At 58.9% G+C, this 26,380-nt stretch carries 28 protein-coding genes and 6 pseudogenes; 21 read left to right on the forward strand and 13 right to left on the reverse strand.

Features of this window, described 5'->3' with window-relative positions; translation table 11 throughout:
* Positions 1–194: 194 nt before the first annotated feature.
* The 3 genes from QA644_RS22930 to QA644_RS22940 form a co-directional block, all read right to left on the reverse strand.
* Entirely contained in the window at positions 195–737 is a 543-nt protein-coding gene (locus QA644_RS22930) for an OmpA family protein (protein WP_283073471.1), read from the reverse strand.
* Positions 738–751: 14 nt separating this feature from the next.
* The gene (locus QA644_RS22935; protein WP_283073997.1) at positions 752–1,426 is read right to left on the reverse strand and encodes a L,D-transpeptidase; all 675 of its coding nucleotides are present in this window, start codon (positions 1,424–1,426) and stop codon (positions 752–754) included.
* Positions 1,427–1,561: 135 nt separating this feature from the next.
* The gene (locus QA644_RS22940) at positions 1,562–1,936 is read right to left on the reverse strand and encodes a hypothetical protein (protein ID WP_283073472.1); all 375 of its coding nucleotides are present in this window, start codon (positions 1,934–1,936) and stop codon (positions 1,562–1,564) included.
* A 145-nt stretch (positions 1,937–2,081) separates the two neighbouring features.
* Between QA644_RS22940 and QA644_RS22945 the strand changes: the two are divergent.
* The 3 genes and pseudogenes from QA644_RS22945 to QA644_RS22955 all read left to right on the forward strand — a co-directional run.
* Positions 2,082–2,330: pseudogene (locus QA644_RS22945) on the forward strand (TerC family protein); the annotation flags it as partial.
* Between the two features lie 52 nt (positions 2,331–2,382).
* The gene (locus QA644_RS22950; protein WP_283073473.1) at positions 2,383–2,685 is read left to right on the forward strand and encodes a hypothetical protein; all 303 of its coding nucleotides are present in this window, start codon (positions 2,383–2,385) and stop codon (positions 2,683–2,685) included.
* Between the two features lie 24 nt (positions 2,686–2,709).
* Complete coding sequence (locus QA644_RS22955) at positions 2,710–3,357, forward strand: exopolysaccharide biosynthesis protein (RefSeq protein ID WP_283073474.1); 648 nt, start codon at positions 2,710–2,712, stop codon at positions 3,355–3,357.
* Between the two features lie 64 nt (positions 3,358–3,421).
* On the opposite strand, the pseudogene QA644_RS22960 reads toward QA644_RS22955, so the two are convergent.
* A pseudogene (locus QA644_RS22960) lies at positions 3,422–3,674 on the reverse strand (Tn3 family transposase); the annotation flags it as partial.
* An 82-nt stretch (positions 3,675–3,756) separates the two neighbouring features.
* Between QA644_RS22960 and QA644_RS22965 the strand changes: the two are divergent.
* The 4 genes and pseudogenes from QA644_RS22965 to QA644_RS22980 form a co-directional block, all read left to right on the forward strand.
* Positions 3,757–3,896 (forward strand): annotated as a pseudogene (locus QA644_RS22965) (ABC transporter ATP-binding protein); the annotation flags it as partial.
* A 125-nt stretch (positions 3,897–4,021) separates the two neighbouring features.
* Positions 4,022–4,678: an ABC transporter ATP-binding protein gene (locus tag QA644_RS22970; RefSeq protein ID WP_283073475.1), complete on the forward strand. Its 657-nt coding sequence runs from the start codon at positions 4,022–4,024 to the stop codon at positions 4,676–4,678.
* Positions 4,678–7,089, forward strand: coding sequence for an ABC transporter permease (locus QA644_RS22975; protein ID WP_283073476.1), 2,412 nt, complete (start codon positions 4,678–4,680; stop codon positions 7,087–7,089). The genes QA644_RS22970 and QA644_RS22975 overlap by 1 nt, the downstream gene beginning before the upstream one ends.
* On the forward strand, positions 7,079–8,152 hold the full coding sequence (locus QA644_RS22980; protein ID WP_194731578.1) for a lipocalin-like domain-containing protein: 1,074 nt from the start codon (positions 7,079–7,081) through the stop codon (positions 8,150–8,152). The genes QA644_RS22975 and QA644_RS22980 overlap by 11 nt, the downstream gene beginning before the upstream one ends.
* A gap of 223 nt (positions 8,153–8,375) precedes the next feature.
* Here the strand turns inward: QA644_RS22980 and QA644_RS22985 are convergent, their stop codons facing one another.
* Together QA644_RS22985 and QA644_RS22990 are read right to left on the reverse strand one after the other, a co-directional pair.
* The gene (locus QA644_RS22985; protein WP_283073477.1) at positions 8,376–8,996 is read right to left on the reverse strand and encodes a LysE family translocator; all 621 of its coding nucleotides are present in this window, start codon (positions 8,994–8,996) and stop codon (positions 8,376–8,378) included.
* Positions 8,997–9,012: 16 nt separating this feature from the next.
* The gene (locus QA644_RS22990) at positions 9,013–9,942 is read right to left on the reverse strand and encodes an NAD-dependent epimerase/dehydratase family protein (RefSeq protein WP_283073478.1); all 930 of its coding nucleotides are present in this window, start codon (positions 9,940–9,942) and stop codon (positions 9,013–9,015) included.
* Positions 9,943–10,052: 110 nt separating this feature from the next.
* On the opposite strand from QA644_RS22990, the gene QA644_RS22995 reads away from it, so the two are divergent.
* Positions 10,053–10,931, forward strand: coding sequence for a LysR substrate-binding domain-containing protein (locus QA644_RS22995; RefSeq protein ID WP_283073479.1), 879 nt, complete (start codon positions 10,053–10,055; stop codon positions 10,929–10,931).
* A 279-nt stretch (positions 10,932–11,210) separates the two neighbouring features.
* Here the strand turns inward: QA644_RS22995 and QA644_RS23000 are convergent.
* Positions 11,211–11,547 (reverse strand): annotated as a pseudogene (locus QA644_RS23000) (nucleotidyl transferase AbiEii/AbiGii toxin family protein); the annotation flags it as partial.
* 223 nt (positions 11,548–11,770) lie between these two features.
* Here QA644_RS23000 and QA644_RS23005 point away from each other — a divergent pair.
* The 5 genes from QA644_RS23005 to QA644_RS23025 all read left to right on the forward strand — a co-directional run bounded on the left by QA644_RS23005 (position 11,771) and on the right by QA644_RS23025 (position 15,932).
* Positions 11,771–12,217: a hypothetical protein gene (locus QA644_RS23005; RefSeq protein WP_239601302.1), complete on the forward strand. Its 447-nt coding sequence runs from the start codon at positions 11,771–11,773 to the stop codon at positions 12,215–12,217.
* Positions 12,218–12,507: 290 nt separating this feature from the next.
* Positions 12,508–13,908, forward strand: a complete 1,401-nt coding sequence (locus QA644_RS23010; RefSeq protein ID WP_283073998.1) for a PLP-dependent aminotransferase family protein — start codon at positions 12,508–12,510, stop codon at positions 13,906–13,908.
* Between the two features lie 149 nt (positions 13,909–14,057).
* Positions 14,058–14,453, forward strand: coding sequence for a DUF983 domain-containing protein (locus QA644_RS23015; protein WP_194731571.1), 396 nt, complete (start codon positions 14,058–14,060; stop codon positions 14,451–14,453).
* Between the two features lie 307 nt (positions 14,454–14,760).
* Complete coding sequence (locus QA644_RS23020; RefSeq protein WP_283073480.1) at positions 14,761–15,201, forward strand: SyrB-like regulator; 441 nt, start codon at positions 14,761–14,763, stop codon at positions 15,199–15,201.
* Between the two features lie 119 nt (positions 15,202–15,320).
* Positions 15,321–15,932, forward strand: a complete 612-nt coding sequence (locus tag QA644_RS23025) for a hypothetical protein (RefSeq protein ID WP_283073481.1) — start codon at positions 15,321–15,323, stop codon at positions 15,930–15,932.
* Between the two features lie 197 nt (positions 15,933–16,129).
* On the opposite strand, the gene QA644_RS23030 is transcribed toward QA644_RS23025, so the two are convergent.
* Together QA644_RS23030 and QA644_RS23035 are read right to left on the reverse strand one after the other, a co-directional pair.
* On the reverse strand, positions 16,130–16,810 hold the full coding sequence (locus QA644_RS23030) for a DUF6064 family protein (RefSeq protein WP_283073482.1): 681 nt from the start codon (positions 16,808–16,810) through the stop codon (positions 16,130–16,132).
* Positions 16,810–17,730: an aldo/keto reductase gene (locus tag QA644_RS23035; RefSeq protein WP_283073483.1), complete on the reverse strand. Its 921-nt coding sequence runs from the start codon at positions 17,728–17,730 to the stop codon at positions 16,810–16,812. The genes QA644_RS23030 and QA644_RS23035 overlap by 1 nt, the downstream gene beginning before the upstream one ends.
* Positions 17,731–18,121: 391 nt before the next feature.
* Between QA644_RS23035 and QA644_RS23040 the strand changes: the two are divergent.
* A pseudogene (locus tag QA644_RS23040) lies at positions 18,122–18,205 on the forward strand (transcriptional regulator); the annotation flags it as partial.
* A gap of 123 nt (positions 18,206–18,328) precedes the next feature.
* The gene (locus QA644_RS23045; RefSeq protein WP_074073006.1) at positions 18,329–18,547 is read left to right on the forward strand and encodes a hypothetical protein; all 219 of its coding nucleotides are present in this window, start codon (positions 18,329–18,331) and stop codon (positions 18,545–18,547) included.
* Positions 18,548–18,947: 400 nt separating this feature from the next.
* On the opposite strand, the gene QA644_RS23050 is transcribed toward QA644_RS23045, so the two are convergent.
* Positions 18,948–19,769 carry a DUF1206 domain-containing protein gene (locus QA644_RS23050; RefSeq protein ID WP_283073484.1) on the reverse strand — a complete coding sequence of 274 codons (822 nt, stop codon included), beginning with the start codon at positions 19,767–19,769 and terminating at the stop codon, positions 18,948–18,950.
* Between the two features lie 161 nt (positions 19,770–19,930).
* On the opposite strand from QA644_RS23050, the gene QA644_RS23055 reads away from it, so the two are divergent.
* A complete protein-coding gene (locus tag QA644_RS23055) occupies positions 19,931–20,746 on the forward strand; it encodes a pirin family protein (RefSeq protein ID WP_283073485.1) in 816 nt (271 codons plus the stop codon).
* A 19-nt stretch (positions 20,747–20,765) separates the two neighbouring features.
* Here the strand turns inward: QA644_RS23055 and QA644_RS23060 are convergent, their stop codons facing one another.
* On the reverse strand, positions 20,766–22,232 hold the full coding sequence (locus tag QA644_RS23060) for an MDR family MFS transporter (RefSeq protein WP_283073486.1): 1,467 nt from the start codon (positions 22,230–22,232) through the stop codon (positions 20,766–20,768).
* Positions 22,233–22,613: 381 nt separating this feature from the next.
* Positions 22,614–23,111, reverse strand: coding sequence for a cupin domain-containing protein (locus QA644_RS23065; RefSeq protein ID WP_022714004.1), 498 nt, complete (start codon positions 23,109–23,111; stop codon positions 22,614–22,616).
* A 308-nt stretch (positions 23,112–23,419) separates the two neighbouring features.
* Here QA644_RS23065 and QA644_RS23070 point away from each other — a divergent pair, with 308 nt between their 5' ends.
* The 5 genes and pseudogenes from QA644_RS23070 (at position 23,420) to QA644_RS23090 (ending at position 25,660) form a co-directional block, all read left to right on the forward strand.
* Positions 23,420–23,680, forward strand: a complete 261-nt coding sequence (locus tag QA644_RS23070; RefSeq protein ID WP_283073487.1) for a hypothetical protein — start codon at positions 23,420–23,422, stop codon at positions 23,678–23,680.
* A gap of 652 nt (positions 23,681–24,332) precedes the next feature.
* A complete protein-coding gene (locus QA644_RS23075; protein WP_003588915.1) occupies positions 24,333–24,542 on the forward strand; it encodes a cold-shock protein in 210 nt (69 codons plus the stop codon).
* Positions 24,543–24,673: 131 nt separating this feature from the next.
* A complete protein-coding gene (locus QA644_RS23080) occupies positions 24,674–24,898 on the forward strand; it encodes a hypothetical protein (RefSeq protein ID WP_074071378.1) in 225 nt (74 codons plus the stop codon).
* A gap of 22 nt (positions 24,899–24,920) precedes the next feature.
* A pseudogene (locus QA644_RS23085) lies at positions 24,921–25,110 on the forward strand (DUF6481 family protein); the annotation flags it as partial.
* Positions 25,111–25,384: 274 nt separating this feature from the next.
* Positions 25,385–25,660 (forward strand): hypothetical protein, encoded by a 276-nt coding sequence (locus tag QA644_RS23090; RefSeq protein ID WP_283073488.1) that lies wholly within the window; start codon positions 25,385–25,387, stop codon positions 25,658–25,660.
* A 260-nt stretch (positions 25,661–25,920) separates the two neighbouring features.
* Here QA644_RS23090 and QA644_RS23095 read toward each other — a convergent pair whose 3' ends face one another.
* On the reverse strand, positions 25,921–26,376 hold the full coding sequence (locus QA644_RS23095) for an RpiB/LacA/LacB family sugar-phosphate isomerase (protein WP_194731563.1): 456 nt from the start codon (positions 26,374–26,376) through the stop codon (positions 25,921–25,923).
* Positions 26,377–26,380: the final 4 nt, after the last annotated feature.

Here is a 26,380-nt window from a genome sequence, read left to right on the forward strand (position 1 = left end):
AGGCGAGAGGTCTCGCAGCATATTCGCGCTGTTGGTTTGAAAACGACCTCGGATTGGCTTCGTTTCAAAGGATATCCGGTCCGCCGGGACGACCCGCCCATCCAGAACGGTATTTCGACTTGCTGGCCACGGCCGGTCGTTCTTTTGCGATCACGCCACGGAGCAGGTGAGAAGCCAAAAGGCCCGGTCCGTTGTCAAGCTCCTTCATCATCGCGCTGGGTGCGCAGATTGGAGACAACGCGCCGGTTCTGCACCTTGCACGAGCGCTCCGCGCACTCGCGGACTTCGCGGTCCTTGCCGTAACCCTTGGCCCACATGCGCCTGGCGTCCACGCCCTTCGAGGCGAGATAGGCCATTGCCGCATCGGCGCGCTTCTGCGACAGCGCCACCATTTTGGAGGCGGAACCGGAATCGTCGGCAAATCCCTGCAATTTGACCAGCCAATTCGGGTTCTTGTTGAGCCAAGTGGCTTGGTTATCCAACGTCGCCATGGCGACGGAATCGAGCGCGGCGGAGTCCTGCGTGAAGTAGATCCGTCGACCGGCATTGAGGATAAAATCCTCTTCGCTGCCAGCCGTGATGTTCTCGAAACCTGGCGCGGGATCGTTGGTCTGACCGGTCATCGGCGCCGCGGCAGGTTCTTCCATGGAGGCGATATGGGTGGTGGTGCAGGCGGCGAGCACCAAGAGCATGGCCGCGGCAACAACGCTCCTCGTGTATCCGATGGTAGCAGACATCTGGATGATATTCCTTATTGGACCGGGGCTATTTCGCCAACCTGAGCGGCATTTTCAGCCTGGTCGGCAATATGCGGCAGAACCTGCACAGCGGTGCCGATCGGGCAACGCTGGTAAAGATCGATGGCGTCTTCGTTGAACATGCGGATACAGCCGCTGGAGGCGTCCTTGCCGATGCTCCCCGGCTCCAGCGTGCCGTGAAAGCGATAACCGGTGTCGACGCCGTCGCGAAGCAGGTACATGGCGCGGGGGCCGAGTGGATTCTTCGGTGAGCCTCCCGCGACAAATTCGGGCAGTTCGGGATGACGCTTGCGCATTTCCGGTGGCGGCGTCCAGCGCGGCCAAAGCGATTTACGATCAATCGTGGCGCGGCCAAACCATTTGAAGCCCTCGCGGCCGACGCCGACGCCGTAGCGGATGGCTGTCTTGTTCTCCATGATCACGTAGAGAAAATGGTGCCTTGTATCGACAACAACGGTGCCGATAGGCTCGCTGCTGAAATATTTGACAACCTGGCGGTGCCACCGCTTATCGATCTTGGCGAAGTTGGTCTTTCGGAACGTCACGCCATTGTCGACGGCGGTTCCGGCAAAATAGGAAGACGCCTGGGCGAATGCCGGTTTTTGCACCGCGCCGGTGCCAAGTAAAGCCAAACCACCAAGTAACACATCCCTGCGGGTCCACACCATCGGCAATATCCCCCTCAAAGCCAAACAGCGAAGTGTCAGTAAATCAGATTTTGAATTGGCCACAACAGAAAACTCCGTTCCTGCTAAAAGACCGTGGTCGAGTTGCGGCTGTTCTGTATCTGTTTCGTTTGATCGTTACTTAGGAGGTTGCAACCAACAAACGCAAGGATCACTTGAACGGATAGACGAAGTTGTCAGCGGTCGTGACGCTGCGTCAAAAATATCTGTCATGTTTGCGAAGGCCACCCGCGCCTGTTCGACTGCGTGTCGCGCGCTAAAATCCGAATACTTGATTTTCACGGTCACCGTCTTGCCGCTGATCTCTGCGCCTCGCAGGTGCCTCAGACCTTCGGTAAGCGGCTTCAGCTCCGCCGTTGCAACGTCGAACTCGTCAATATCCTGGACGACGGTATCCTCGGCGCTCACAGATTTTCGGATCGGCTCGCCGTCGCATTCCGATGGAGGAGGCGAGTTCAGGCTGCCCTTGACGGCAGAAAAGTGAATCCCCATCTGCGGGCTAACCCGTTGGTCCGGGCCCCTCTGGCGAGAGCCTCGGCACTCTTGCGATGTCGGACCGTTTTCCGACAACCAGTGCCGATTGGGGGTTATCTTTGGATCTCTCGTTTTTGCTTGTCGAGTGGCTGGGAACGCCGCGAATATATTCGCGATCCTCGGTCTCCGAACCCTCTATTTTGCCCTCGCGGCGATGATCCATCGCTTCCGTTATCTGAAGCCTGCGCTTGCCGTCGTCCTCATCTTCATCGGCTCGAAGATCTTCGTCGCCGATCTTCTCGGTCTTGAAAAGTTCCCGGCCGCGGTGTCGCTCGGCATCACCTTCGCCATCATCGTCGCCGGGGTGGTCTGGAGCCTCCTCAAGACGCGGGATCAGCAGCAGCTTGCATGATCGGCGCTGCTCATAGGAACACCGTTAGCTACCGAACAAGAAGGAAATAGATATGTTCTCGGATTTCATCGGCTGGATTTTTGCCGTTCTCGTGGTCGATCCGCTGCAGGCTCAGATAGTGGAACAAGCCGAGCGCGCGAAGCTTCCCGTGGAGATCGTTCGCCAGTCCCAGTCCTGCCTCACGTCCCAAGGCCCGCAGCTGATCGATCGTGCCGCCGGCGACTACGGCTGGGCGGCGGCTACTGTCGTCAACATTGCGATCGGCCGTACATCGCCGGCGGAGCTTCTCGATAACCAAGACCCGCAATGCGCAGCCCTCCTTCGCGTTTTGGGGGGTGCCGGCGAGGGTGCGTAATACGATTGAAATGGCTTGAGTAAGATGTTCGAACAAGACGGGCACAAACAGTCGCGCGGAGTGGCCTCCGCGCAACTGAGGAAGATGCTGGAACTCGCCAGGGCGAAAGGCGGCCTCTCAATCGGCGAGGCTTTGGAATCCATGGGGCCGGCCGGCATCGCTTTCACGGTCCTGTTTCTGGCAATCCCGGCCCTGACGCCGATACCTGGCCCGTTCGGCATGGTGTTCGGCACGACGCTTGCTCTGGTCTCGCTCCAGATTAGCGCGGGCCGTCGGACGGTGTGGTTGCCTGCCATCGTCAGAAACCGTCAGGTTTCGTTCGCGACGCTTGATCTTATAGTCCGTCACTCGGTTCCGATGATCGCAAGGGTTGAGAAAGTCGTGCGCGCCGATCGGATAGAAGTCCTCACCGGGCCGACGGCGCAGGCCTTGCTCGGCTTGCCCATCTTCCTGCTCGCCCTGGTGATTGCCCTGCCGATCCCCTTGGCAACGTGCCGCCGTGTTGTCGCTGGTGATCCTGGCAGTTGCCATGATGGAGGGCGACGGCCTCGTCACTCTGATTGGGCTGCTGCTCGCATCGGCGACGATCGTCACAACCGCGGTTCTGCTCAACTTGATGGCGTCAATGGTCTTTGCGGCGTAAAGGCGCCACCTGGCGAGTGTCGACCTTAACGTCCTCAAGAGCCGTGGTCGCCTGCAGTCAGCCCGTTCCTATCTACTCCACCGGCGGCGGCGCCCGAAGCACGGCCGCCGGATCGTCCTGGCGCGGATAGGATGCGAGTGTACGGAAGCAACTGGCTTGCCCTGATCTTGCCGGCAGCCATCGTGGCGGCGCAGCGGAACGAATCGGGCCGGTTCGCCGCGCAGTTCCTTGGGCGTCCGGCGGGATTAAACACGCAAAGCCGCTTCGAGGGCAGATCGCGGATGCGCAGCACAGCCGATCCGAGCATGGCGCTGATGCCGAAGAGGTGATCGGTGAACCCGGACGACCTGAAGCGGCTGGCGCGTGCCGCTCGCGATGGGACTATCCCCGTGGTAGCATAAGCTCGCGATCTTGCGAGCGCTTCCGCGCTCGCTGTCGGCCGCTACGACGCTGTCTCCGTCGCGCGAGCCCTCATTCCGAACCGAAGCTGATCGTCGCCGATGGGCCGGTCTTAATGGTAGACACTTCACTTCGCATGTCGATCGTCAACCTCTTTCGCGGTGTGCGGAAATGGGGATGTATGCGCCGGCGCCGAGTATTGATGCTGCCTTCCCAAAATCGCCATGCAAGAACGGTTACAAAGCCGACGGTTATGCCTAAATACTCTGACATCTTCATCGATCCCGAACTCAGATGCTGCTCTCACTCCGCAATGTCAGAAAATCCTATGTGACCGCAGAAGGACCTCTTGAGATCCTGAAAGGCATCGATTTCGATCTCAATGCTGGCGAAAGCGTCGCGTTGACCGGGGAGTCCGGAAGCGGAAAGAGCACCCTGCTTCACCTTGTCGGCGGGCTTGACTATCCCGATGTCGGACAGATCCTTTCAGCGGGCCGAGATATTGCCGCTCTGGATGATCGGGAAAGGGCCCAGTATCGACGTTCGGCGGTCGGGTTGGTGTTTCAGCAGTTCAACCTGATTCCGTCGCTCGATGTCGCGGCCAACATTTCCTTTCATGCAAAGCTTGCTGGCCGGCACAATCCTTCCTGGGAGCGGCAGCTCGTGGAAAATCTTGGCATCGAGGCACTTCTCGCCCGATACCCCGAGCAGCTTTCCAGCGGCCAGCAGCAGAGGGTGGCGATCGGCAGAACGCTTGCCGCGCGGCCGCCCCTGGTTCTCGCCGACGAACCGACCGGCAATCTCGACGAAGCGACCGGGGACGCGGTGCTCGGCATCATGCTGTCGCTGACGAAGAGTGCAGGTGCTGCGCTGTTGATGGTGACGCATTCTTCGAGGCTGGCACAGATGCTCGACCGCAGCGTTCATCTCAGTGGCGGAAGGATCGCCTGATGCTCTGGACCGCCGCAACGGCTCTCGTTTCGCATTGGCGGCGTCGGCCTCTTCAGCTTGTTACGCTTATCCTCGGTCTTTCATTGGCAACCGCGCTTTGGTCGGGTGTCCAGGCGATCAACGCAGAGGCACGGGCGAGTTATGCCCGGGCAGCCTCCGTGCTCGACCAGAACGAACTGACGCAACTCGTACCGAGTAACGGCCATTCCGTTCCCCTAAGCACGTATTCCAAATTGAGAAGGGCAGGCTGGAATGTCTCGCCCATTATCGAAGGCGACCATCGCTTCGGAAATGTCCGTGTGCGGCTTATCGGCAGTGATCCGTTGACGATGCCAGCGCAGGCGCGGGGCTTTAAAACCGGGGAATGGAATGACCTGGCTGCCTCCATGGTGGATCCGGGTACCCTCGTGGTTTCCAAGGCGACCGCCCTGAAGCTCGAGGGGCAAACGCAGATGCAGGTCGAGGTGTCGCCGGACCTGCCGGACGGAGCCGCGTTCACCGATATCGCCGTCGCCGAGCAGGTTCTCGAGAGACACGGTGAGTTGAGTCGTCTCGTCGTTGCGCCGGAACAGCGACCGAATCTGCCTTCGCTTGACACTCTCGCACCCGAGGTCGCAGTCAAGCCACCGGGCGACCGGCCGGATGTCGCCCAGCTCACCGACAGCTTCCACCTCAACCTCACGGCATTCGGTTTCCTCGCGTTTGCCGTCGGTCTGTTCATCGTCTACGCGACGATCGGCCTGGCGTTCGAGCAGCGCAGAGCGACCTTTCGGACCTTGCGCTCTCTCGGGCTTTCCATGTCGTCGCTGAACCTCCTGCTGATGACGGAGCTTCTGACGCTGGCCTTCCTTTCCGGGCTTATCGGCGTCGTGATCGGATATTTCGTGGCCTCCCTGTTGCTCCCCGGTGTAGCGGCAACCCTTAAGGGGCTGTATGGGGCGAGCGTCCCGGGTGCGCTGACCATCCGGCCGGAATGGTGGGCAACAGGGCTGGGAATAGCGATCGGCGGAACGATCGTGTCGTCGGCCCAAAGCCTCTGGCGGGTCCGGCGCATGCCGTTGCTGGCTGCAGCGCAGCCTCGTGCCTGGGCCCGTGCGACGGCAATCGGTATCCGACTGCAGCTTTTGGGCGGGTTGGCTCTGCTGATCACATCGGCCACTTTGGCGAGTGTCGGACACGGGCTGATCGCGGGCTTCGCGGTCCTGGCTTGTCTCTTGCTCGGAGCGTCCCTGATGCTGCCGGGCATGCTGTCGGCGTTTCTTGCCATCATGCAGAGAAACTCGTCACGCGTGCTCGTCACGTGGTTCTGGGCCGATACGCGGCAACAGCTGCCTGGGCTTAGCCTGGCCCTGATGGCGCTGCTTTTGGCGCTCGCCGCCAATGTCGGTGTCGGCACGATGGTCTCCAGCTTCCGCCTGACTTTCATCGGCTGGCTCGACCAACGGCTGGCGGCCGAGCTTTACGTCACGGCGCGAGAGGAGAACGAAGCGATGCGCTTGCGAACATGGCTGCTGGACCATTCGACGTCGGTTCTTCCCATCTGGAGCGTCGAGGGTGAGGTGCTTGGAGACAGGCTGCAGATCTTCGGCGCGGCAGCAGGCGATCCGACCTATCGCAACAACTGGCCGCTCCTGTCGGGCACGATCAATGTCTGGGACCAGGTCGCCGCAGGGCAAGGGGCGCTCATCAACGAGCAGCTCTGGCGTCGCAAGCGGCTCGCAATTGGCGATAGTCTGGTCTTACCCGGCGAATGGAAACTCCCGGTCGTCGGGGTCTATTCCGACTACGGCAATCCAAAAGGACAGGTCATCGTCGGCGTCGAAGCCCTTGCGGCACATTACACTGACGTTCCAAAGCTGAGGTATGGCGTGCGTGTTCCGCCGGTCGACGCCCCGGCGCTGAAGGAACGCCTGACGACCGAATTCGGTCTGCCTTCTGAAAACATCATCGACCAGGCTTCCCTGAAGCGGCAATCTCAGGCGGTCTTCGACCAGACGTTTGCCGTGACTGGAATGCTCAATCTCTTCACCCTCGGCGTTGCAGGTTTTGCGATGTTCTCCAGCCTGCTGACCTTGTCGGGCATTCGGCTGCCGCAGCTTGCACCTGTCTGGGCGATGGGGATCAGGCGGCGCGATCTTGCCTTGCTCGAAGTGCTGCGCACTCTGGCGTTGTGGCTCGCGACCTTCGTTGCCGCGGTCCCCGTCGGCCTTGCGCTTGCCTGGGTGCTGCTGTCGATTGTCAATGTCGAGGCTTTCGGCTGGCGGCTGCCGTTGCGGATTTTTCCGATGGACTGGCTCGTCCTAGGGTTGGTGGCGCTGGCTGCGGCGATCCTGTCTGTCTTTATTCCACTCCGACGGCTGGCGACGGTCGCGCCATCGGATTTGCTGAGGGTGTTTGCCAATGAACGCTAGAGGTCTTCTGGCCGCCTTTGTTTTCGTAGCCACGGCAATCTCCGTTCCTGCCGCCGCTATTTCGCAAGGGTTTGCCGGACTGGGCTCGACCGCCGAGGGCTTCGCTGTTCCACGCCCCGGCATACAACTCCGCTTTCCGGCAGATCACGGCCCCCATCCTGAATTCCGCATCGAATGGTGGTACATTACTGCAAACCTTGAGAGTGAGGACGGGACGCAGTACGGCGTACAATGGACGCTTTTCCGCGCCGCCCTGGCGCCGAAGACCGAGGGCGGCTGGTCCGATCCTCAAGTCTGGATGGGCCATGCCGCGATCACCGCGAAAGATCGGCATCTCTTGGCTGAAAAACTCGCCCGCGGAGGGGTCGGCCAAGCAGGTGTCGTGGCCGTCCCCTTTTCTGCCTGGATCGATGATTGGGAAATGAAAGGCCTGCCCAAACCGGGCGCCGACCAGCTAGACAAGGTTAGCCTGCACGCAACCGGAAAAGATTTCGCCTACACGCTCGAACTCTGGGCCAGCGGTCCTCTCGTGCTGCAGGGAGACCAAGGCTATTCGGTGAAGTCGGCCGAAAGGCAGGCGAGCTACTATTACTCGCAGCCATTCTATGAGGTGTCGGGTTCTCTCGACATTGCCGGCAAGACCGTCCGGGTCAGCGGCAAGGCATGGCTTGATCGGGAATGGTCTTCGCAGCCCCTCGCTAAGGATCAGACCGGATGGGAGTGGTTTTCGCTCCACCTGGATTCCGGCGAAAAGGTCATGGCGTTTCGGCTCCGCGACGGCCGCGGCGGCTACACGTCGGCGAACTGGATTTCGTCGGATGGCAAGCCTACCCCTCTGCCGCCTGGATCTCTGCAGATAACCCCTTTGCGAACAGCACGCGTCGGCGACCGGGATGTCCCGGTTGCATGGCGCGTCCGGATCCCCGAGCGCGGCTTCGACGTCACGACTAGCCCTTTGAACGACCATGCATGGATGGCGACTACCACGCCCTATTGGGAAGGTCCAATTTCATTCAACGGAAGTGCTGGGGGGCATGGCTATTTGGAAATGACGGGATACTAACGATGATCGGCCGCGATATGCGCGGCCGAACTTTATGTCGCGCCTCGGGCCGGAGACGTCGAGATAGCGTCGAAGAGCCCCACCCTCCCAGGCGACAGGTTCGAAGCGTTCATCTGCACATACAGCCTCGCTGAAATGCAATTACGCAAGTCTCGCGGTGTTCCACTAGGCTGTGATCGCATTCGGCGCATCGGATCTCTCACTTCGTCCAACTTGCTTCAGCTCACAGAAGGGCAGCGAGGAGGATGCCACTGCAAATTAGCAAGGCGATGCCGCTCAGCAGATTGAGGGTCGCTCCCTGGAAAACGGCCCTTGAGAGGCTCCGGCTGAAGAGCCGGACCAACAGCGCCAACGCAGCAAAGTAGCATACATTAACTATCTGAAAAATCGCGCCCAACGCATAGAATCCCAGTAAGGTTGGCTGGTGGCCGAGCGGTAGAAATGCGGGAAAGAAGCCTGCGAAAAATATAATCGGTTTGGGATTGGAAAGCGTCAGCGCAATTCCCTTGGCAAATTGGTGCCGAGGCGGAACAACTTGACCGCGTTTGTCCATGCTGCCCTGGGAACTCAACGACTGCCTGATCAGCCCTATTCCGATGTAGGCTACATAAGCTGATCCAAGGACCTTGATTGCATCAATTAGAAAAGGCCATTGGGCGACGAGGGCCGCAAAACCTAGGCCTGCACATGTAATAAGGACTATGTCGCCAACGACAATTCCCGCAATGCCTCCGGCGGCGGCGGCAATGCCCCGTCCGGCCTGTCCCATCACAAAGAAGGTTGCTGGGCCTGGCACGAGGATTACGAGGCTAGAGGCAAGCACGAACGAAGCGATCGTTTCCATTGCGAACATGCTGGGCCTACCGTCCGTGCTCGAGGTGTGCGGCAATAACACCGGGCAACCACTGGGAAACATCTGGCGCTTTGTAGCCGAGAGAAATAGCCCTCGCGCTCGACATCGCGTAATCGGCCGGGAAGTCATATGGACTGAGTACTGCGGCGCGGCTAATCCCGGTCATGGACTCCGATTGAGCCTCTCTTCCCATGACTGATGCGACGGCTTGATGTATCTCCAGAGCCGTCAACGTGCCGTTCGCGCATGCATTGATCGCACCAGTAAAGGTCTGCTGCCCAGCCCAGTAAAGAAAGTCGGCAATTCCGGCGGGATTGAAAAACGAACTCGTGCCCTTGTTGATCGAATAGAAGAGCGGCCGGCCGCTGGATACCCGATCAACATAGCTTCGAAGCCGGCCGGTGAAATCGTCCGGCCCAGACAGAATATGCCCGATCCGAACGCTGACCACCGGCAATATGCCAGACTGATGAAACCAAACCTCAGCAGCGCGTTTGGCCTCCCCGTAGAGGCCTTCGGAGTATGTCTCGTCGCGCCAGGGAAAATCGGGATTTGTGCGCTCGTTGCTTAGATCGATGAGATCTTCGTCGAACGGCGCTTTTTTGGCCCAGAGCAATTGCGCATAGACCTCGATGGTCGACGCCATGATGTAACGGCCCACTCTCCCGGCGAAGACAGATTCCGATATCCGAGCGTCGAGCGGACTGTAGCACATCTGGTCGAAGATGACGTCATAGTCTCCTCTTCCAGCGAAAGCACGGTCCATGGCATCTTCGTCGCGCCGGTCCACCGTGACGCGGCTAACGGTAGACCCGAAGTCGTCCGAGGTGATCCCCCGGGTCGCCACGGTTACATTGAGGCCAGCTTCGAGAAGCCGCCTTACCAACAGCCGGCCGAAAAAACGGGTTCCGCCAATGACTAAGGCATTTTTTTGCATGGTGGTTGTAGCTCCTGAATTAATCCTTGATTCCCATGCATCTATTGACCGCGCAACCGACAAATACTAAGCCAATGAATAAGAATTTCTATGTCTTTATGGACTGACAAATGCGCAGCCTGGCGGGACTTCTTGACTTCGAATGCGCCGCGCGCTGGCAGAGCTTCAAGCTTGCGTCGCTTGAACTTCATAAGACGCCGGCTGCCGTGAGCCAGCAGATCAAGACTCTTGAACAAACGCTGGGCTTCCCCCTGTTCGAGCGGCACCCGCGCGGCGTGACGATTACCGATAAGGGCAAAGAACTTGCCGAGACTGTTGCCAAGGCAGTTCTGCTACTCGACCAGAAAATAAACGACCTTGCTGATGGCGGCGGTGACCGGGTGCTACGGGTTTCGACGACTCATTCATTCGCAATGAAATGGCTCATCCCAAGACTTCCGCGCTTCAACCTCGCCTATCCAGAGGTCGACTTTAGGCTGGAGGCGACAGATGAACCGGTACCGTTGAACTCGGGCAAATGTGACGTCGTGGTACGACATGCCAGGTATGAACCGCACGCGGCAGACGACCTGACGTTCCCGGATCGCTTCGTGATGGTCGCGAGCCCAAGCCTTCTTGAAAGGACAGGGCGCCCGGACCTCTTGATCGATGACATAGATGGCCTTCCAATAATCTATGAAGGTTCAACGCACCCTTGGATGCTATTGCTGGAAGCGCGGGGCATGCTTGGGAAGACATTGTCTTTCACCCGAGCCTTTAGCCATGCTGGGTTGCTCGTCCAGGCGGCGGTTTCGGGTGACGGGGTGGCACTGGTATCTGCAGCGATCGCGTCTGACGACATTTTGGCGGGCAGACTTGTTATGGCTGCCGATCTGTTCGTTCCGTCGTCCTACTGCTACAGGGTGCTGACGGCCTCCTCTAGTGCCACTAAGATCCAGGTGAAGCATTTCCGATCATGGATCGGCGAGGAAATGAGGCGATGCACTTAACCATGAGTCCGTTGCTCTACGAGTTCCCCAGATTCGTGATCCCTGCGGAAATGGCCGAGAGAACATGGCTGACCAAAAGGATCCACCGCCACTGCACTCGATACTTTTCCCCAATTGTCTGCCTCGCATGAGAAAAATGCACGGAAGTTTGACCCCTTTCGGCGCAGAACATTGACCCTTGCGGAGGCAGGGTATCTCATTTCTTCGATTGCTGAATTTAGTGGGCTGTTGAATGTTCAATGCAGACGGCGAACGTCTATGCCGAAATACACTCGTCAACTATGCCTTCGCGGCGGAGCCGTCATTCAGGCGTTTCTCCAGCTCTTGAATGCTCGAAAACACCTCGTCGGACGTGGGCGGAGTTTCAAAATCATGGCCGACATGCGCTCGTAGTCCGCCTCCAGCCGCTTGTGCACGTCGGCGCTCGGCACCAGACGATAGGTTGCAGGTATGGCCGGTCGTATCGATGATCGGGCGCCCGAAACATTAGCTCCTTGTGCTGTCGGCTCGCCTCGGCGAGCTCGCGCTTTGAAGCCGTTGCGACACCATAGTCGGCATGAGTCCAGATCTGATGGACATCGAAATACTGGCGCGAGTGCCGGTCGAGGTCGGGCACTGTTCCACCGCCATGACGCAAAGGTAGGCTGGATTGCGGAACGTCCAGAAGCGGAAAAAATTATCTTTTGTTAATTACAGGTCTCGCTGACAAGGTTCTATCCTGTCTCGCTGCAGGTCGAGAACCGCCGGCGATGAGTGACCACCGCGACACGACGGAACTGGACGACACTGCAGACGGGAGGATGAAAAGACAATCGTCCTCCAAATTCGGGAGATGCAAAATGCGCTCTTTGATCGTTAAGACGGCGCTCACCGCCATCCTTATATCTGTCCCACTAGCAACCGCCTTCGCTGCGTCCCATGCTTCCCGTAATTCGCACGGTGTGCGCGCCGGCGAGCATGATCGTCGCGATCATTGGGTTCGGACCGAGCCCGGCGACGATGACCCGCTGGTGGATCCAATGCCGATGTTCATCCCCGACAGCCGATTGCACACCATACTTGCTGAGATCCGTGCCGCCGACGGCCGTATCGCGGCTGACAGGGGCCGAAGGCTGCTCAGCGCCGCTGAAGTTCGTGATCTCCGTTCGGAAGAAGCCGCGATCCACAGGCAAGCCATCCAGATGGCTCTGAGCGACGGCATGATATCCCCGTTTCATTATCACGTGATAGAGCATCAGATCGCCAATCTCGATGGAGCGATTTCACGCGAGGCCCGCCACGCCTGACCGCTATCATCGCGCACCTGAAAGCCGCTCCTCTGGGCGGCTTTTCTCTTCCTTATAAGTGTTTTGAACTGGCAAGGTCAGAGTGGCCGGCGCCGATCGTGGGCCGCGCTCAGCAAGCGGCCAATTTTTGTAAGCCGTGGCGGCGGGTGGCTCTGCGTCTCGGCTGCCAATCGCTTGAGTGGGCTGAACTGGCCGACATTCGCATCGGAGTTTGAGTCATTCTTCGTGACAGAGGGAAGTTGCAACAATATACAGTCAATGTCGATGAAGAAGGACATGGCGATATTCCGATGAAAGACTGGCGACCCGACCTCAGCCGCAGCAACAGCCCCCGCTACATGGCCATCGCCGACCTTATCGAGATGGATTTGCGCAGCGGTCATCTGGCCATCGGTGATCGTCTGCCGCCGCAGCGCGAGTTGGCGAAACATCTGGATATCGATTTCACCACCGTAGCGCGTGGTTATGCCGAGGCGCAGAAGCGCGGACTGGTGGATTCGCACGTCGGCCGCGGCACGTTCGTCACCGGCGGGGCCGACAAGCGCCGGAGCTTTGGGTCCGACACCGTCCCCGATCCGCGCCGTACGTCTGCGATCGACCTTTCGATGAACATGCCGCCGGAGCCAACCGATCCGGAATTGATTACGCGGATGCGCGAGGGCATCTCGGCGGTGGCTTCCAGCCTTATCCCGCTTCTGCGCTATCAGGGATTTGGCGGCTCGGGCATGGACAAGGAGGCCGCAGCCGCCTGGCTCAGCCGTCGCGGCCTTGTCCCTTCGCAGGAGCGTATTTTCGTGACGCCCGGCGCTCACCCGGCGCTGCTGGCGATTTGCGGCCTGCTGGCAAAGCCCTCTGAAACCATCCTGTCGGAATGCATCACCTATCCCGGCATCCGCTCGATTGCGGCGCAGCTGCGTCTCAATCTTTCGGGTTTGCCGATGGACGCTGACGGCATTTTGCCGGAGACCTTTGCCGAAGCCTGCGAGAGATTGAAACCTAAGGGAATTTATCTCAACCCGACCCTGCAGAACCCGCTTACCCTGACTATCCCGGAGCGGCGGCGCGAAGAGATTTGCGCGGTGGCGCGCAAATATCACATCCCGATCATCGAGGATGACGCCTATGGCTTCATTCCGCTGCATGCGCCGCCGCCGTTTGCAGCAATGGCTCCGGACCTCACCTGGCATATCGGCGGCTTGGCGAAATGCATTGGCGCCGGGCTCCGGCTGGCCTATGTCGTTGCACCGGATACCAAGGCGATCTGGCCCTTCGTCAGTGCCATGCGTGCCAACAATGTCATGGCGTCGCCGCTCAACATGGCGCTTGCCACGCGGTGGATCGAGGATGGCACCGCCGATGCCATCCTTCGATTCATCCGCAAGGAGGCAGCGGCACGCCAGGAACTGGTCGCAGCCATCCTTCCGCCCGGTAGCTATCGTGGCGATCCCATCAGCTTCAACATCTGGCTGCCGCTGACGAACGGCTGGACGCGGTCGACCTTCGGTAGCCACATGCGCGCCTCGGGCATTGGCGTCGTTGCCAGCGATGCATTTACGGTCGAAGGTCAGGCGCTGGAAGCGGTGCGCGTCTGCCTTGGAGGCCCTATCGACCGCGAGAAGCTCCAGGGTGCTCTTGAATTCATGGGGCACGCACTCGAAGGCTCGCCTGAACTCGCGGCGTCCTTCTTCTAGGTTGTTCCGCATGTCAATTGATCCGAAGTGAGAGCACCGCGGCAATATGCCATATCGCACCAATTGGAGAAATGTACTTATTTTGAATGCAGTCAATGAATTCAGTCAATACATGCATACGTGCATGCACTGTATAAGGATCGTTCGTCATGCAAACGGAGTGGCCACCAATTCCGCCGACGACAACCGGGCTCAAAGGACGATGCCCGCGCTGTGGCCAGGGGCACATTTTCAACGGCTTTCTGAAAATTAGGCCCGAATGCGAAGTCTGCGGCCTCGACTACGGTTTCGCCGATCCGGCGGATGGTCCCGCATTTTTCGTCATCTGCTTCGCTTGCGTGCCAAGTGTCCTGCTCGGCGTGTGGCTCGAGATCCAGTACAGCGCGCCCTTGTGGGTCCATCTGCTGGTCACCGGTCCCTTTATGCTGGCTACTTGTATCCCGCCCTTGCGGCCGCTGAAGGGATGGTTGGTCGCCAGCCAATATTTCTACAAGGCGGAAGAGGGCAAGCTAGCCCGCACCTCTCCTGCGTCGAAAGAGGTTTAAGCCCCGTTCCCGCCGCATACGCAAAGCTGGCTCATGCTATTGGCAGCCGGGCACACTGAATTCGAAACCTCGATCAAGCTACTTGAGAGCAACGCGCATAAATCGGCGGCGTTACTCAAGCTCAATTCAGATCGCTGCGCGTGGTTCGAATACGCTCAAGGCGAGCGCGGGAGCGTTAGCTGCTTCGCCAATCTTCTTATACGAGCGTTGGCGCCGCGTCTCAGCGTGAGCTATCCATGGCGCGCTCATGTTGACTCCGTCTTTCACTCAGCTCAAAAGAACTCTTGCCTACAGAGGGAGATAACTGATGGCTGACGAGAACAATACGGGCTCCATTACCGAAGTCGCAGAGAAGGATGCAACGGCAAAAGTGCCGGCGCCTAAAAAGCCGCGCGCACCACGGGGCCAGAAGGCCCCTGCCGGAGCAACGGTAGCTGCATCACTTGGGAAGACTGCGCAGCTGCCGAGTGGTCGCAGGAAGCGTGGTCAAGGAGCCGGGCAGGCAAAGCTGACGCCCCAAGAAATGCAAATCACTGGCAAGAGCACGAGCAAGGACGCCATCAAGGACACCGGTAGAAAGCCGACGCCAAAGCAAATCGCGCAAACAGCCAAGACGCCGCTACCAGCTCTCGATGAGATGGCAGATCTTGCTCAGCTTGAAGAAGAGAATAAAAGGCTTCGCAAAACCCTGGCAGATAAGCTTCGCGCGGAAAATACCGACCTGCGCAAGCGGCTCGGGCTCGTCTGATCGACTAGGGTGGGAGCGATTGGGCGATCGACGGTAGAAAAACTCGCCGGCCCCAGTCGCGAGCCCGGATCTAAAGCTGCGGCAACGCCCTGCTGCGGATTGCTCGAGGTTGAAGCACTATGAAAACACCATGGAAATTCCTTGCTCAGTTAGCGTCGCGAAGACGGCCGACAGAAACACGAGAGAGTTCGGTTGGGGATGATGCCGATACCGAGGCGAGCGAAAGCGGCGTACGACACGCCTCGGCGCTTTCGTCAGACTCAACGGAAGTATCCGGTCGTCCTGACCACGATGAGAATCCTGCTGTTGATCTAGTGGCAACGACGACTTCAGATGAACCCGACAGCGATCTCGATGTTCCCCAGGCAATCTCGCCGCCAAAAGATGGGAAAGAGGTCCAGAGGCCCACTCGTCATGAGATTAGCCGACCCGGTGCCGATGCGCATGCGTTGGTGCCGGAAAGCAAGCCAAGTAAAAAATCTCCACGAACACCGCGGACAAAGCGGCCAGAACGCCGCCCGAAGAGAACCCGCGCCGACATGGTTTCGGGGAGCGCTACCATCGCAAACAGTGATCAAAGCGCGCAATCCTCGTCCCCTCGAGAGGCTTTCTTCGATGAGGTGGCAAGCCTGGACGAGGAGATCACGCAACTGAGAATCCAATTAGCGCAAAAGCTGCATTTGCAGAATGTTCAACTTGTAAGGATGCTTGAGCGATTCGACGGATCGTGAGCCTACATATCTCCTGGCGGTTGCCCGGACAAACCGGGTGGCCTGGATGGCAGAGATATCACTATCGACGATCCGCGCTCCGAGAGGATCACGCCAACATCTCCGCATAGCTGTCGCGGCAGTGGCTTGCAGAAGGCGCTCTCCACTGGCGGGCGGTGCCGGAGAGCGCCTTCCTTCACGCAGCGGCATCGCAATAATCACGCGGTCGGTTGTCGCTGGTCGATGATCGCTCCGATGCAGGCTGCAAGCGTGAGCGCTACGGCCGCAAAAGATGCCCATGCCTCCGGCGCTCCCATGCTCCAGAGGGTTAGGCCGCTCAAGAAGCACCAGAGGAGGGGGATCGGAAGGAGCAGAGGTAAGAACTTGCTGCGGGCGAGAAGCAGAAAGCCCAACGTTCCGATCGCTGTCGGATCGGGCGCGACGCCAAAGATCTCGGACGAGGTCCAGACCCGTCCCTGCAGCGGCGCAAGCAGCGGCTGCCCGGCGAGCGCGAAGGCGAGAAGCGCATATCCCGTCCAGGCGGCGGGTCCGCGCCGGCAAAAGACAAGACCGTTAAGCAGCGTGCCGATGACGAGGAGAAGCAGGGCCTCAACGGCAAATGCGGGTGCGACGTAGGCGGCGGTCCAGTTTATGGTCGCGTAACGGTTCCATAGAAAAGACCATCCGACGAGGGCCCAAAGGATCGCGAGAACGAGCGCGACGAAGCGCCCGGAGGCAGAAGACTGTCGCACGATAAGGGTAACCATTGCAAAGCCGGAAGCCAGTGTGAGCGCCTGTAGCGGCCATAGGATCGCATTGTGCAACTCGAACATCCGCCAGTAGACGCGTGGCGAAAAGAGCAGAAAATCCTCAAGGCTGTAGGTCCACCATTCCGACATCAAAGATCCTGCACATGGGCTGCCATGCGCTCGCGAGTGGCGGCGTCTGGCAAGGGGCCTGTCGCCGCCGCGACGTTCTCACGCACATGGTCGGCACGGGTCGTTGCTGGGATCGCGACGGTGACGGCCGGGTGGGAGAGAATGAATTTCAGGAGAAACTGAGCCCAACTCGATACACCTAGTTCGGCTGCCCATTCGGGCATAGGTTCGCCGTCGAGCCGGCTAGTCAGCGCGCCTTGCCGGAAGGGCCGGTTGATGATCACGGCAATTCCACGTTCCGCCGCCAGCGGCAGGATCCGCTCTTCCGCCTCGCGATCGATGATATTATAGGAGAGTTGCACAAAATCGATGGCTTCGTGCCGCATGATCTGTTCAAGAAGATCATGACGGCGCCCTTCGGAGGTCGTAATCCCGACATAGCGCACGGAGCCAGCCGCCTTCATTGCGAACAGGGTTTGCAGATGCGCCTCCCAGGCAAGGAGGTTGTGGACCTGAATGAGGTCGAAGCGCGGCACATCCCAGAGACGGCGGGATTGCTCGATCTGGCTTGGACCGTCAGCGCCCGCGGACGTCCAGACCTTCTCCGCGGAAAAAAGCGCCGCTGGTTGCCCGAGCTTTTGCAGGCCATGGCCGATGACTGGCTGCGATGATCCGTACATGGGCGAAGAGTCGATCATGCGTCCGCCAGCCTCGAAGAAGGCTGCGATGACGTCCGCGCATTCGTCCCTAAGCGTCGGATCGTCGCCGACATTGAAGGTGATCCAAGTCCCAAGTCCGACGGCCGGAATCGCCTCGCCCGTCGAAGGGATGCGGCGCGCGACAGGCCGCTGATCCTGGGAATGTGCCAAGAGCGGCGGGAAATTTATTGCGGCCATCACAGCTAGGGAGGCCTGCACCAGCATTCGACGTGTCGTCAGCATCCGGTCTCCGTGATATCGGCGGCAACTGGCGAACCCCATGAGGCGATGGCCGATCTCGATCGTCTCGGGCTTTTACCGGGATTTTAGAACGTTGCCGAGGGTCTGCAAAGCGTCGGCCGCAGCCGATAATATAATGATACCCGCCGGCAGTCGTTGTGGACTTCGCCGAGCAACGGCTTTCAGCGACTCTATGGCGGAATGGAATGTCGCGAGGCGCACGTCGTATCATCTCGGACGCGGACGCATGCGCCCTCGCTAGGACGCGAAGCCGAGCCGCCGGACACGTTGCCACAATCTCGCCTATGCCCACCGCCCAGGAGCTTGTCTTCAGAAAGTGCCGTCTCGAGAGTTGGCCAAGGCTGGCAGCCACGAGTTCCCGTTCCGCGGCGCCGAATGGACCGAAGGTCCGCCGAACCGGGCCTTCGAGCTGAAGCCGGTGAGGGGCATTGAGTTCCGGTTTGGATTAGGGGTTGCGTGAAACAAGGGCAATCTGCGTCGCGTGAGGTAACTTCGCTCTTAGATGATGCGCGATTGACTCCGACAACCTTTGTGCGACTGTGCGCAAACCGGAATCACTTGCCAGAAAATGTCCGCAACCATGACACCCGAACGATTTTCCGAATGCCTTCTGCACATCCGTTGGACGCCGATCAACATTGCGTCCGCGCTTCAATGCGAGTTGTCATGGATCGAGGCGCTTGAAGCGGGAAACGAGGAAATTCCAGAGGGTCTGGCAGCTTGGTTGGAGACGCTGGCGCAAGCACACGAAGCTCTGCCGCCACCAAAGACATATCGCGGCAAGAGGTCTCAGTTATAAGCAGGGCGCCGGAACGGTATAGCGCTGTGAAGCTTGGCGCACTTGCATCCGACATAGGTGCGCCCGTACAGGCCTCCTTAAAACGTTCTCTCGCCCGCGCCGGGTCGACCGCCACTCTCCATCTCGATGAAATCTTCCTAGATTCCTGCAGCCGTATGCTCCTCTTCGTCACATGCTTGCTTGTGAACTTTCCCAGAAGTTTGACCCCTTTCGGCCCAGAACATTGACCCTGGCGGAGGTAGGATATCTCATTTGTTCGATTGCAGATTTAAGCGGGCTGTCGGGGTCAATGTCCAATTCATACGGTGGGGTCAAACGCTATGCCGAAACACACTCCGACTGCGGCAAGGAAGAATAACTATGGACAAAGCTATGGGAGCCGACCTCCGGGAAAGTACTATCAGGAGCCCGCAATCGAGATCGAACGCTTAGCGTCCGCTAACGATAGACCAGAAATGACGCGGTACCGTGCCTCCACAAGATTGTATATTCCGAAAGCTGCCAACCCAAAGGCGACGGCGATGTAGAGGAAGGATCCTAACGGAAGCTGGAGGAGCCATTCCAGGGCATCACCCATGCTTCCGGCTTGTCCCGGATCCACTCGGAAACCTGCATATGCGAAAAGTACGCCGGTAACCACAAACACTACGCCGCGAGCGACGAGACCGTAGATGCATACCAATGTCACGATACGCTTGCTATCAGGTATCTGAACGTAGCGCTCGAACTTCCTGGTGATGCCCTTCACAGCCGTCACGATCCCGCCGATGACCAAGCCAGCCCCAACGGCGATCGCAAAGTAGGAACCGAACGGCTGCGACATAATCCATCCTGCCAGACCCTTCTCACCGGAACCCTCGCTACCTCCTCCCAGGAACAAGGCATTCCCAAGTGCGTATCCGGCTAGCCCGAGATAGGTGATGGCGCTGCCGAGGAGCGCGGCCCGGATCGCCAAAGCCGTTCCGTCCCTCCCGTGGCCGTCGCTATCCGCTAGGGACTGGGCCAACCTCCAGGCAACAAATCCTAGCAGACCGAGGCCAATCAATCCGACCCAGACGCGGCCGAGCGGCTGGCCAAGGAGCGTTGAAAGCGCGGACTTCGTTTCTGGTCGGCCCCCCTCCACGCCGGAGAAGAGGGCGAGCCCTGCCACAAGGAGAAAGACCACGCCGCGCGCCGCATAGCCGCCTTTGGCAAGTACATCAAATCGAAATTCTTTGGTCATCGGCGTTCCCTGTCCGTCGCAATGCGCGATGTTAACGCGCCAACCCTCCGAAAGTTTGCTGAAGGACTCGCAGAGGTCCCCATGGATCGTAGACATCGACCTCCTTTGGTGGATAGCTAGTGGACCTGTGCCGTCACTGCCTTACAGGCATGGAGGATGCGATGCTGCGCAAGGGCGAACGGACGTTCGTGGTACGGGAAACGGGAGGTTTCGTCGCGCACCTCAACATGCCGGGGTGGCTGAATCCGAAGCCGACCGATCATGGCCAAGGCCCTCTCGCCATGGTCGTTGAATCCATCCTCGATCCTGGTCGCCTGATCGAGATGCACGAGCATAAGAACGACGAAATCATTTCCTGGGTGCCCGAAGGCGTCATGCGTCACAACGACAAGGCCGGTGGCCGACTGGTGATCGATCGCGATCATCTCATGGTGATGAATGCCGGAGTAAGCTTTTGGCATTCCGAAGAGACGATGGCATCCGATCCACCTCTGCGGATGCTGCAGATATTTGTTCGCCCTCGGGCGGCCGATCTCGAGCCGAAGATCCAGCACGGACCGATCCCGGTGACGGCGGCAAACTCCTGGCGGCACCTGGTCGGTCCGGAAGGGGAGGAGGCGCCATTTTATGTCCGTAACGCGATCGACTTCTTCGACGTGCGGCTGGATTCGGGCGCACGGGTGAAGTTCCCGCAAAAGCAAGGCCGGGACCTCTATTTTTACGTCTTCAGCGGTTCCGTGGTCGTCGATACGCAGACCTTTGCCGGAGGAGAGCAGGGGCTTCTTTCATCTGATGATAACCCCGAATTAGAGGCGAAGGCTTCAAGCAAGTTGGTCGCCTTTCTTCTGGATTCGAACGCACCGGTCACGAAGCGCGGGACTGTTGGCGACCATAAGAAGATCCCGTCGTCAATCGTCATTCGGGCGTTCCTGCGATGGCGGAAACTTCGCCACAGGTGGCGTCTTTTCGGATCGTGATCGACCGGAGATCGCTGCCTCAGGTCTCTTGCTGCATTTCCCGACGTTCCAAGGGTCGCGGAACAAACAGGCAGGCTGGAACGATCAATAAGGCAGTCATCAGCATGACCAAGAAGGTAGAATGTAGTGCATGCTGAAGGACGAGCCGGAGCTCTTCTGCACTAGCGACGACGGCACCCGTGCCATTCAAGAGCGCCCGCAGTTGCTCCGGCGTTATCGCCTGGCCGCTGGCGGTGTGCGCCAGGCCATATGTCAGTACTGCACCGAGCACGGCTGCGCCGAGCGTGCTACCGAGGTTGCGCGAGAAGACGTTCGAGGCGGTAGCACTGCCGCGCTCAGACCAGTTCACGCTTTCCTGAGTGAGGATCAAGGCACAGATGTTGAGCAATCCCATGCCGAAACCCATCACCAATGAACCAGCGCCAGCCAGGACAGCCGAACTCGAGGGCGTCAGCAGAACCAGCAGGCACGTGCCCGCCGGAATGCAGACGCTGCCGGCGATCATGATGGGTCGCAAACCGAAGCGGGCAAACTGACGGGATGCGATCGTTGCACCGCAGGGCCAACCCAGCAGCAACATGGTCAACGCGAAACCTGCCACGAGAGGCGAGCGGTTGAGAACCGTCTGCACGTACATCGGAAGGAAGGTCGTCAGACCCATGATCGACATACTTGCGAAAAAGACCGCCAGATTTGCGAACGCTATCGGCCGTTTCAGCCACAGGTCCGGAGCGACCATGGGCGCCTCGGCACGACGCTCCTGCCAGATGAAAGCCGCCAGAGTGACGAAAAAGACGACGAGGGCAGCGATGGCTTGGCCGGAAACGGCACTTTCCATTTCCGTCAAAGCAATCATCAGGGAGGAAATCGAAATGGCGAAAAGTGCGGCGCCGAGCACATCGACAGAGACCACTCGGGTCTGCTTCTCCTCGTGCAAAAACAGGATGAACCCCAATGCGGCGAGAAGTCCGACCGGCACGTTGATCCAGAATACCCAGGCCCATGGGAGATTGTGAATGATCAGGCTGCCGAGGAGCGGGCCGACGACGGCAGACAGCGCCCACACGCTTGCGAGGTAGCCTTGGACCTTGCCGCGCTGGTTTCCGGGAAAAAGATCGGCAACTACCGTCATGGCGACGGGCTGAATCGATCCTGCACCAATACCCTGGAGCAGCCGAAAAGCAATCATCGACGGCATCGACCATGCGAAGCCGGCAAGCACGGATGCGAACAGGAACAATCCGATACCCAGGAGGATCATCGGTTTGCGGCCATAAATATCCGCGAGCTTGCCGAATACAACGGTTGTCGCCGTCTGCGTCAGCAGGAATGACGAGAAAACCCAGGAATAGAGGTTGATCTGCCCCAGCTGGGCGGCGATTTGCGGCATCGCCGTCGAAACGATCGTTGCTTCGATGGCAATCATCGCCATGCTTGCCATGATCGCGACCACAACGAGCCCGCGATGGGAAGTTTTTTCAGACATAGATGGCTCTTCAGAAAAAAAGGGGGGCCGTGAGGGGCTTGGCAGCGATGACGGGCTATTGCATGAGGACCTAACTACTCCTCAGGTCCCTCGCGTCAAGCAACGATTTGAGCGCTACCGACCCAGGCTACCCAGCAATATCTATTCCTGCCGATCATCAGGTCTTGTTCGCAGGCAAGCAGAGACGTGTTGGACTTAAATTGCGATGGAATCAGAGAGTTGCTGACCAAAATCAGGTACGAAAGCACCATGGATCGCAAGTGAATCGCCGGATTCGACTGAGCAGACTGACGTCAGCTTGGAGATGCGTCTTAAGCGCGCGGATGACCGAACAAAGCGAAACTCCTTGACATTATTCCGTCCATGCGCGTTACCGATCAATCACTCGCGGTGGATTGGATCAATCCAGCGGACCTCTTCCGGCTTTTCGACCGGTTCGATATCAAGGTTGACGACCACCGGTTCCTGGCCCGAGCGGACGAGGACGCATTCCAGGGTCTCGTCCCGACTGGCGTTGATTTCTTGATGGGGAACGAATGGCGGCACGTAGATGAAATCGCCAGGACCAGCTTCAGCCGTATACTGAAGCTCCTCTCCCCACCGCATCCGGGCTTTGCCCTTGACCACGTAGATGATGCTTTCGAGATCGCCATGATGGTGAGCGCCGGTCTTGGCATTGGCATGGATCGTCACGGTGCCGGCCCAGATCTTCTCCGCTCCGGCGCGCGCCTTGCTGACGGCGGTGGCGCGGTTCATGCCAGGTGTCTGCGCCGTATTCGGATCGAGCGAATTGCCGGGAATGACTTTGACACCATTCTCGCGCCAATGGTCTTGCGCATGATGGTGCTGGTCGTCGTCGTGATTGTGGTCGTGAGTCACTCTATTCTCGATTCTCGTCTGTTTTGGGATCTGGTTTGCTCGGTCAGGCGGCCTCCCGTAGGTTGAGTTTGCGAACAGCGTCGATGACATCGGCAGGCTCGGTGCGGACCAGCCGGCCGGGTCTGACATCTGATCGACAACAATGGTCGCCTGCATCGGCAGTTCCCAGTGCCGGTACACCGTTCACCTCGCCGATCGGAGAACCACTGGCGATCGAAGACCGCTTCGCTGGTTCGTCGAGAGTGTAGATGATACCGAAGCGGTGACCAAGCCTATTGTCCGTGTCGCTGGCGTTCGGAAAATCGAACTTGTGGCGCTCGCCAATCTCGGCCGACCTTAATCAGTTCGAATGGTTCGACGGTATCGCCGGCCTTGACGAGACCGTCGCGGTTGCTCGTATCGACCAGCAATTGACGCTGATCGACATTGATCTTCAGTTTATCGGGCGCCATCTGGTGCGTCGGCAGCTCACGTCTTACCGAAATCGAGGTGGCGCGGCACTATGGCAGCCGCTTCGTGACCGCCGCGGGATCACGCCCGGGGAACCGATGCCGCCGCTCTCCGCATAGTCCAGACGGATCGCGGATCGTCGTCACCCTCGTCTGCGACGGCCTCGATCCCGGCATCACCCGCCGGCACATGACCTGACCGCGAGACTAGCAGGAACTACGCCGCCCGGCATCCGCTCGTGCGGCTCCATTGGGTGCTTGCAGGAGCGGACTGCCGTTCCTATCTCAATTGCGGGAGCGTAAGAGGAGTGAAAAAAATGGCCCCGTCATCAGTTGAACCTTCCTGTTACGAAATCGAGATATTGCCGCCGCAACGATGCGGGACGTCGCAGAGCTCCTTTATCTGTCTGTGTTGCCGCCGAAGCCAGCTTATGGACCCGGACGGCTGCGGAATCTGCGACGATTGCCTGAGCCCTGGCCTGCTTCCTGAACGTCCTTCGGCAGTTCACAGCACGATGTTCTCCGAGAAGCTCGCCCTATCACGTGTAGGGGTGGCGAGAACAACTAAAAGATGACGCGTACATCAACGACAAACTAATAGTTGACGGCGCGGCTTAGGTCAGTTATATGTCTGATTGTCGAATTTTGCTTGCTAGCTTGGTTATCGCGCGATTGGCACCGCGGCCTGAACGAACTTCCTTTCAAAAATCGCTATCCCGTCCGCATCGCTTTGGCGCTGCGGTTCTTCAATATTGCTATGAAAGGGTTCATCATGACCACTGGCACAGTTAAATGGTTCAATTCCACCAAGGGCTTCGGCTTCATTCAGCCGGACAACGGCGGCGCTGACGCCTTCGTTCACATCTCTGCCGTCGAGCGTGCCGGAATGCGCGAACTCGTCGAGGGCCAGAAGATTGGTTTCGATCTCGAGCGCGACAACAAGTCGGGCAAGATGTCGGCCTGCAATCTTCAGAACGCTTAAATCGATATCTGCTTTCCTTTGACCACGGATGTACTGGCACTGCCGGAAGCAGGTTATCAATTCGGGGCCAGGCGATTTGCCTGGCCTTTTTGCTTTCGCTCGCGCGTCGAGCCTGCCCTATCGGAGCCAAGATGACAGAGACCTACAGCAAATCTCGCCAACAGGCGGAGATTGCCTTCGGCAGTATCCAGACGCAGTTCTTCGCAAAGAACAAGGCGGTCGAAGAGCTCGACTCCGTTGCCAAGTCCCGAGAGGCGAAGACCTTACGGCTTCGTGAGGCGCGCCTTGCAAGGGAACTCAATGACCCCGTGTTGGCAACCTCCGCCCTGCTTGCAAAACGCGCCAAGGCCAGATGACCGCTATCACACCCCCATTTGGATGAAAAATAACGAGCTTTCAGACCGGCGCGCCGAAGCTGCGGGGGCCAAGTCAGCTCAGCTTGACGCATATCGTGTCGCAAAGACTGTGGCCGAGCCCGATCGGGTGGCAAGGCAAGGCCGAGCGCACGACGATTGCTGCGGCGCGGGATGCTCGACGCCTCGAGCGCACGCGACTGAAGCTCGATGAGCGGAGCCGCCTTGAGATGGAAGCAACTGGCTGCTGGGCTAGCCGAAAATCATACCCGGGAGAGCCGAAAAGGTTCGCATCGCAGGTATGCCAACCGCAAGGCAAAACAAGCGTAATTGATCGGCGGCGCTCGGAGATCGCCCTCGCTGAGACTTCCCCGCATCGCCCTGTCTTGAACGTGAAGCACCCTGGAGATGCACCTGTGCGGTTGAAGGGGCACCAACAGCATTGGCCAGAGGCATGCTGACAGTTCACTCACACCAAAGGAAGCCTCAATGGCACAGGATACGAAGGAACTTCAGTCGATCAATACGGCCTGGCAGATCGCTATCCAGGAAATTCTGCGCATGGTTATCAGAGACATGTATCACGGCGGCGGCGAGGCTTCATTCAAGACGCATATCAAGCGTATCGAAGAGGCAGCCGTGGACAGCATTTACACGGACCTGAGGCTGCGGGGGACAGATGAATGGACGGAAGTCCTGGTTAAGGAAAGGGCGAGTAATTTCGTTACGACCCTGCTGACCTCGTTTACATATGATCGGACATGACAACAGCTGCTGGCAATCTCCAGCCGGCTCTGCCGTGAGCAGTCCGGGAGCAAACGAGCTGATGTCATCCTCTTCGGCCGCGCCGGCCACGCGGCCTGTGAGCTGCTTCTGAAATTGTCTGCAACGATCGTCGGTCAGGCGGATGTGGAAGTGGAAAGCGGGGCTTCCCGATCGTCGTAGCATGCCCATGGCGCACCCGTGCCGCTCTGACGATCGTGGCATTGGGCAATCTCCGGATCCGGCTCCATCGTCTGCATGGATTAACGGGCCTTGTACTTCGCGTCGAGATCATCCATGGCTTTGACATTACCGGCAGACCGACCGTTCTCGTCGAAGGTATGGGCAAGAAACGCATCAGCGATCGACTTTGCAAGCTCCGTTCCGATGACGCGGGCTCCCATCGTGATAATCTGCGCATTATTGGAAAGCGCGGCGCGCTCGGCAGAATAGGTGTCGTGCGTCAGGGCGGCGCGGATGCCCGGAACTTTGTTGGCCGAGATGCAGACACCGATGCCGGTGCCGCAAACGAGGATCGCTTTGTGGTAGGTGCCGTCGATGACGCCTGAGGCGACGCGATCCGAGAGGTTGGCGTAGAAAGGATCGGCACCGGCGCTGGTGTGCGAGACTTCGTGCACTTCGAAGCGGTCTTTTAGATGGTCGGCCAGAACTTTGGCGAGGCCTTCGCCGGCGCTGTCTCCTGCAATGGCAAGCTTCATGGTT

Source organism: Rhizobium sp. CC1099, from assembly GCF_029714385.1.
In the GTDB taxonomy this organism is placed as follows: domain Bacteria; phylum Pseudomonadota; class Alphaproteobacteria; order Rhizobiales; family Rhizobiaceae; genus Rhizobium.

Coding starts and splice junctions, on each gene's coding strand:
- QA644_RS23005 (WP_239601302.1), top strand. CDS start 11,771: ATGCGCTCTTTGATCGTTAAGACGGCGCTCACCGCCATCCTTATATCT.
- QA644_RS22930 (WP_283073471.1), bottom strand. CDS start 737: ATGTCTGCTACCATCGGATACACGAGGAGCGTTGTTGCCGCGGCCATG.
- QA644_RS23035 (WP_283073483.1), bottom strand. CDS start 17,730: ATGCTGACGACACGTCGAATGCTGGTGCAGGCCTCCCTAGCTGTGATG.
- QA644_RS22980 (WP_194731578.1), top strand. CDS start 7,079: ATGAACGCTAGAGGTCTTCTGGCCGCCTTTGTTTTCGTAGCCACGGCA.
- QA644_RS23060 (WP_283073486.1), bottom strand. CDS start 22,232: ATGTCTGAAAAAACTTCCCATCGCGGGCTCGTTGTGGTCGCGATCATG.
- QA644_RS23095 (WP_194731563.1), bottom strand. CDS start 26,376: ATGAAGCTTGCCATTGCAGGAGACAGCGCCGGCGAAGGCCTCGCCAAA.
- QA644_RS22940 (WP_283073472.1), bottom strand. CDS start 1,936: ATGGGGATTCACTTTTCTGCCGTCAAGGGCAGCCTGAACTCGCCTCCT.
- QA644_RS23020 (WP_283073480.1), top strand. CDS start 14,761: ATGGCTGACGAGAACAATACGGGCTCCATTACCGAAGTCGCAGAGAAG.
- QA644_RS22950 (WP_283073473.1), top strand. CDS start 2,383: ATGTTCTCGGATTTCATCGGCTGGATTTTTGCCGTTCTCGTGGTCGAT.
- QA644_RS23055 (WP_283073485.1), top strand. CDS start 19,931: ATGCTGCGCAAGGGCGAACGGACGTTCGTGGTACGGGAAACGGGAGGT.
- QA644_RS22935 (WP_283073997.1), bottom strand. CDS start 1,426: ATGGTGTGGACCCGCAGGGATGTGTTACTTGGTGGTTTGGCTTTACTT.
- QA644_RS23025 (WP_283073481.1), top strand. CDS start 15,321: ATGAAAACACCATGGAAATTCCTTGCTCAGTTAGCGTCGCGAAGACGG.
- QA644_RS23010 (WP_283073998.1), top strand. CDS start 12,508: ATGAAAGACTGGCGACCCGACCTCAGCCGCAGCAACAGCCCCCGCTAC.
- QA644_RS23075 (WP_003588915.1), top strand. CDS start 24,333: ATGACCACTGGCACAGTTAAATGGTTCAATTCCACCAAGGGCTTCGGC.
- QA644_RS22995 (WP_283073479.1), top strand. CDS start 10,053: ATGCGCAGCCTGGCGGGACTTCTTGACTTCGAATGCGCCGCGCGCTGG.
- QA644_RS23015 (WP_194731571.1), top strand. CDS start 14,058: ATGCAAACGGAGTGGCCACCAATTCCGCCGACGACAACCGGGCTCAAA.
- QA644_RS22955 (WP_283073474.1), top strand. CDS start 2,710: ATGTTCGAACAAGACGGGCACAAACAGTCGCGCGGAGTGGCCTCCGCG.
- QA644_RS23090 (WP_283073488.1), top strand. CDS start 25,385: ATGGCACAGGATACGAAGGAACTTCAGTCGATCAATACGGCCTGGCAG.
- QA644_RS22985 (WP_283073477.1), bottom strand. CDS start 8,996: ATGGAAACGATCGCTTCGTTCGTGCTTGCCTCTAGCCTCGTAATCCTC.
- QA644_RS23050 (WP_283073484.1), bottom strand. CDS start 19,769: ATGACCAAAGAATTTCGATTTGATGTACTTGCCAAAGGCGGCTATGCG.
- QA644_RS22970 (WP_283073475.1), top strand. CDS start 4,022: ATGCTGCTCTCACTCCGCAATGTCAGAAAATCCTATGTGACCGCAGAA.
- QA644_RS22990 (WP_283073478.1), bottom strand. CDS start 9,942: ATGCAAAAAAATGCCTTAGTCATTGGCGGAACCCGTTTTTTCGGCCGG.
- QA644_RS23045 (WP_074073006.1), top strand. CDS start 18,329: ATGACACCCGAACGATTTTCCGAATGCCTTCTGCACATCCGTTGGACG.
- QA644_RS22975 (WP_283073476.1), top strand. CDS start 4,678: ATGCTCTGGACCGCCGCAACGGCTCTCGTTTCGCATTGGCGGCGTCGG.
- QA644_RS23080 (WP_074071378.1), top strand. CDS start 24,674: ATGACAGAGACCTACAGCAAATCTCGCCAACAGGCGGAGATTGCCTTC.
- QA644_RS23030 (WP_283073482.1), bottom strand. CDS start 16,810: ATGTCGGAATGGTGGACCTACAGCCTTGAGGATTTTCTGCTCTTTTCG.